Below are 5,182 nucleotides of genomic sequence, written 5' to 3' on the forward strand. Positions count from 1 at the left end.
GAGGGCATAGCGTGGATGGTACGCTAAACAACGCTAAGGGCGAACAATCAGCGAACGCTTAGGCGGCGCGGCTATCCGGCGGCAGATTGAGGGCCTTGCGGCCAGCGGAAGCGGCTGCTCGATCCCAGAGGAAATCGCCCGAGAAAGCAATATGCTCCCAACCTACTGGGGACGTATGGGCGAGTAGATCATCAGGCACCGCGACCGATGTTGATCGTAGATGCTGGGCGGCGGCATCCATGTAGATCGTGTTCCAATAGACGATCGCGGCGACGAGCAGATTGAGGCCGGACGCCCGATATTGCTGCGCCTCGTGGCTGCGGTCGATGATGCGGCCCTGGCGGAATGTGTAGATCGCCTGCGTCAGGGCATGGCGCTGCTCGCTGTTGTTGAGACCGGCATGGCATCGCCGGCGCAGATCGGGATTTTCTAGCCAGTCCAGCATGAACAGCGTCCGCTCGATCTTGCCGATTTCCTGTAGCGCGACATCGAGCTGGTTCTGCCGTTCGTAGGCAGCGAGCTTTCGCAGCATGACCGATGGCGCGACATGGCCGGCCTTGATCGACCCTACGAGGCGCAGCACGTCTTCCCATTGCTCACCGATGATGTCGGTGCGGATACGCTTGCCCAACAGCGGGGTGATGGACGGATAGGCCGTGACCGGCGCGATCGGCGCGAGCCGCCTGTCGGGGAAGTCGCGCAGGCGCGGGCAGAAGCGAAATCCCAGCATCGCGCACAGGGCGAAGACATGATCGGTCGCCCCGCCGGTGTCGGTGTAATGCTCGACGATCCTGAGATCGGTGCCGTGGCTGGTGAGGCCGTCGAGGACATAGGGCGCCTCATGCGTCGCGGCCGAGATCACTTTGACGTGGTAGGGCGCGCGCTGATCAGAATTATGGGTGTAGAAGCTGAAGCCATGATCGACGCCATAGCGGGCGTTGATATCGCCGCCCGACGCGCCGCGCTTCGCGGCCCTGAAGAACTGGCCATCGGAACTGGACGTGGTGCCGTCGCCCCATACTCGTGAGAATGGCAGGCGGTGGTGCGCGTTGATGAGGAGGGCCAGCGCCGCGCGGTAGCTGTCGTCGCGGATATAGGCGTCATGGGTCCAGAGGAGCTGATCGCGCGTGACGCCCTGACTCGCCGCCGCCATGCGCGACAGGCCGAGATTGGTCGCATCGGCGAGGATCGTGGCGAGCAGCGCGTTTTCATTGGGACACGGCTCGCCGGTACGCAGGTTGGTGAACGCCGCAAGAAAGCCGGTTTCCTGCGCCACCTCATGCAGTAGCTCGGTGATGCGGATGCGTGGCATCATGGCATCGAGCCGGTCGGCCAGCGCTTCGGCGTCGGGCGTCGCGATCGTGCGAACGGGGGATATCTGGAGGCGGTCGTCGCGATATCGCGCACCCTCCAGAGCGTCGCGCTTCAGGCGCTGGGCAAATTTCTTAAGCCGCCAGTCAAGTTCGCGGCCCCGCTGTTCGAGCCATTCGCCGGCTGTGGGTGGCAGACCGAGAGCCGACACGATCGGCTTCGCCTGGGGTTCGCTGAGCAGGTAGCTGTCGAACCGGCGGTATCCTGCCGATCGCTCCACCCAGACATCCCCGGAACGCAGCTTGTTGCGCAGATGCGCGATCGTCGCGATTTCCCAGAGACGCCGGTTGATCTTGCCGTCATCGCCCACGACGATTTTCCGCCATTCCTTGCGGAAGGGCATCGGAGCGTCGGCAGGCAGATCGCGTTTGCCCGACCTGTTGAGGTCGCGCAGCATCTCGATGGCGGCGATCGTTTTTGCACTGCCCTTTCCGGCCCTGAACTGGAGCGCCTCAAGCAGGTCGGGGGCGAACTTGCGCAACGTCGCATAGCGGTCGGCCGCCACCGTCAGCGGATCAAGGTTGGCGGTTTCCGCGATTGTCGCCACTTCTGGCCTCGCCTTCAGGAGGGTGTTCCACCCGACCGATGCGTCCAGGGCCTCCATTGGATCTTCGCCGGTATCGACCGCATCGGTCAATGCGTCGATTGTCCTGCGAAAGATCAGCATCAGCCGCGCCACATTCTTTGACGTGGTGGCATAGCTGCGCGCCTGGGCGTTCTTCGCGCGGGTGAAGATGCTGCCGATCAGCTTGTCCGCCATCTCCAAGGCGTTATCGGTCAGTCGTTCCTCGAGGTCGAGCAGGAACGCAACCAGCGTAGCGCGCCGTCGGGAGGGAATATATCGCTCGATCATATAGGCAGGCGAAGCGCGGCCTTCCCTGACATATTGCCGAAATCGGTCGGCATGGATGCGGCCAGCCACGTCCGGGGAGATGCCGATCTTCCGCACTTGCCGCAGGCGGTCGAGAATCTGGCGGATGTGATCGGGCCTGGCCGCAACGGGAATGGTCTTGAGCGAAGCGAGTTGGCTCATGCCGCCGGCGTCGTCAAAGACCTGGTCGAGGGCGTGGACCTGTTCGGCGCTAAGATCAGCGATCAGGGCGTAGGCAGCCTGCTTGCGGGCACGCGCGCGTCCCGCACTACTGGCGCGTTCGATGGTGGAGATGGACGGCAGTAGAATCCGGGCCTCGCGAAGGGCGGTGACAACGCCGATCGCTATCGTCATCCCCTTGTCGGTCGCCCATGCCGTTTTCGCGGCCGCTTCGATCATGAAGGGAATGTCGGCGCGGGTTGGTCCACGAAGGCCCGCTCGCATCGCCAGCTCGCGGGCATGGTCCGTCATCGTCTGATCCCGCGCTGCATAGTTGGCCAGGTCGGTTACGTGTAGACCAAGTTGTTCCGCGACGAAGGCGGCGAGATCATGGGGTATCGCTCCCTTGTCCTGTATCAACTGCGCCAGTGTGATGCCCGGGTGCCGCAAGAGCGCGAGTTGCAGCGCGACACCCAACTGGTTCCGTCGCTCCCGTCGTGCGCCGATGATCTCGATGTCCGAAGGCTCGAAGGTGTAGAGCCGGGCTAGATGGTCGCGCTCGCTCGGGATGGCGAGGATCTGATCGCGTTCGCTCTCGGTCAGGAGTTGATGCTTACGCTTCGTCATTCCGATTCCCGTCCACAAAAGGTCATCTGGGCCTATGGACAGCCATGAGTAAAGAGACATAGTATGTGGACGGATATGGATGGGGCGAAGCGATCGCCCTTCAGATCGTCCACAGAACGACCGTTTGGGAGACGCACGGGATGGGCGATATTCTGGGTTATGCCCGCGTCAGCACCGGCGATCAGGACGTGGCTGGACAGACCATGCGTCTGGAGGAGGCCGGCGCGATCAAGGTGTTCACCGACGTCATGTCGGGCAAGAGCATGGAGCGGCCCGGTCTGGCCGAACTGATCGCCTATGCCCGCAAGGGCGACACGCTGGCGGTGGTCCGCCTCGATCGGCTTGGGCGCTCGCTCGCCGAATTGCTCACCACGGTCGAGACGCTACGCGGCCAGGGCATCGCGCTCCTGAGTCTTGAGGAAAAGATCGACACATCGTCGGCCGCCGGCGAACTCATCTTCCATGTGTTCGGGGCCATCGCCCATTTCGAGCGGAGACTGATCTCCGAGCGAACCAGGGATGGGATCGCCGCCGCGCGCGCCAAAGGCAAGTTGCCCGGCCGTCAGCCGCTCGACATGTCCAAGGTACATGCCGCCATCAAACTGGTCGAAGCGAGCATCTCGCCGACAGAAGCAGCACGACAACTCGGCATCGGCCGATCGACCATCTATCGAGAAATGCGCCGCCTCGGCGTGGAAAGGCCCATCTGAATGTCCAGATCGAAATCGGCTCACGATCTTTCCGGCCTGATGAAATATGCGGATCGCGCGCCATGGGATGAGGCATTGGCCGAAATGCTGTCCGCGCATCTCGATCCGGCGAGCGAAGCGACCGGACTCAAGCCTGACGCCATATTCGAGATAATTGGCGATCACTGGCAAGGGCCGCTATGGGGCTGCGCCTTTGAAGATCTGCTTACGCAGGAACTGGAACCCGACGGTCGCAATCTGGTCGATGACTATCTCAAGCGCCGGGGCTGGAACGAAAAGGCGCCGAACAAGGCCTATATGCGCGCGTTACGCGATACGGTCATGTCGCTCTATGAGGTCAGCGAAGTCGTGCCTGGTCAGTCGATGACCTTGCGCGATCTGCTGCGCGACGTTGCTCCGGTGACGGTGCGCGAACACGGTGCAACCCAGACCCTGGTCAACTGGGACAAGATCGCCGCAAGGGTTGTCGACGTGAACGGGCGCCATGGCATTTCCGGAGCGCTGTTGCCGTTCAGCGCTGAGGGCGCCGTGCGAGTGGTCGAGGCATTTTCCCGACTTGCCGACGAAACTCAGGACACTGCGGAATTGGACCCGTCCGATCGGGACGCGCTTCTGGGAGCATCGGGACCGATGTTCACGAACATGTGGCTGCTCGACTGTCTGGGCAAGGCCATGCCCGGCAGCGCGCCGGATATGGTCAACGCCGACGGCGATGACCTGGTGTTCCACCGTATCGTTTTTCCGCTGGCGAAAGGCGTGGTCGGCAAGAGCCTGATCCGAAGGCTGAACGCGGCACAATGGCTGGAACCTGCCAGCGACAGTTTCTGGAACTGGCTGGCACCAGCGACGAAGAACAAGAAGCCGCAAGCGACCAAAGGCAAGCGGGCCTTCGTCACGACCATGGATGACGGCACGCCGGTTTTTGCCAATGTGGAACTGGCAGGGCGCAAGCTGATCGTCGAGGTAAACAGTGCCGCCCGCGCGGAGCGAGCAATTACCCAGATGGGCGAATGGCTTGGTGATTGCGTGAGCGCGCCTATGGCCGAAATCCGGACGCTCGATCAGGTTATGGCCGACGATGCCGCCCGCACGCCACAGGACGAGGCGCTGGATATTCCACCGCATGAAATGGAGCGCATCGTTCACGATATGCTGACCCGTGAATATACGAAAACGCTCGATGAGCCGGTCCCAGCCCTCAGCCACAAGACGCCACGCGTTCTGGCCTGTACAAAGGCGGGGCGGGTAAAGGTAGCCGACTGGCTCAAATATATCGAAAATGGCGCGGCAAAATCGGGCACCGCCGATCCGATGGGCACCTATGACTTTACATGGATGTGGGAAGAACTGGGGCTTAGCGACCTCCGGCGGTAACGGCCATCATGCGGTTCTTGAAATGTTCTCGCTTAGCGTTGTCTGGCGTACCTTCCACGCGATGCCCTCA

At 62.3% G+C, this 5,182-nt stretch carries 3 protein-coding genes; 2 read left to right on the forward strand and 1 reads right to left on the reverse strand.

Features of this window, described 5'->3' with window-relative positions; translation table 11 throughout:
- Positions 1-58: 58 nt before the first annotated feature.
- The gene (locus ACH0AE_RS17570) at positions 59-3,028 is read right to left on the reverse strand and encodes a Tn3 family transposase (protein WP_406876121.1); all 2,970 of its coding nucleotides are present in this window, start codon (positions 3,026-3,028) and stop codon (positions 59-61) included.
- Positions 3,029-3,168: 140 nt separating this feature from the next.
- Here ACH0AE_RS17570 and ACH0AE_RS17575 point away from each other — a divergent pair, with 140 nt between their 5' ends.
- Together ACH0AE_RS17575 and ACH0AE_RS17580 are read left to right on the forward strand one after the other, a co-directional pair.
- Positions 3,169-3,738, forward strand: a complete 570-nt coding sequence (locus tag ACH0AE_RS17575) for a recombinase family protein (RefSeq protein WP_013849886.1) — start codon at positions 3,169-3,171, stop codon at positions 3,736-3,738.
- Entirely contained in the window at positions 3,739-5,112 is a 1,374-nt protein-coding gene (locus ACH0AE_RS17580) for a hypothetical protein (protein WP_406876122.1), read from the forward strand. It abuts the gene before it with no gap.
- Positions 5,113-5,182 lie beyond the last annotated feature (70 nt).

This window comes from Sphingomonas sp. 179-A 2A2 NHS, from assembly GCF_045371305.1.
GTDB lineage: Bacteria > Pseudomonadota > Alphaproteobacteria > Sphingomonadales > Sphingomonadaceae > Sphingomonas.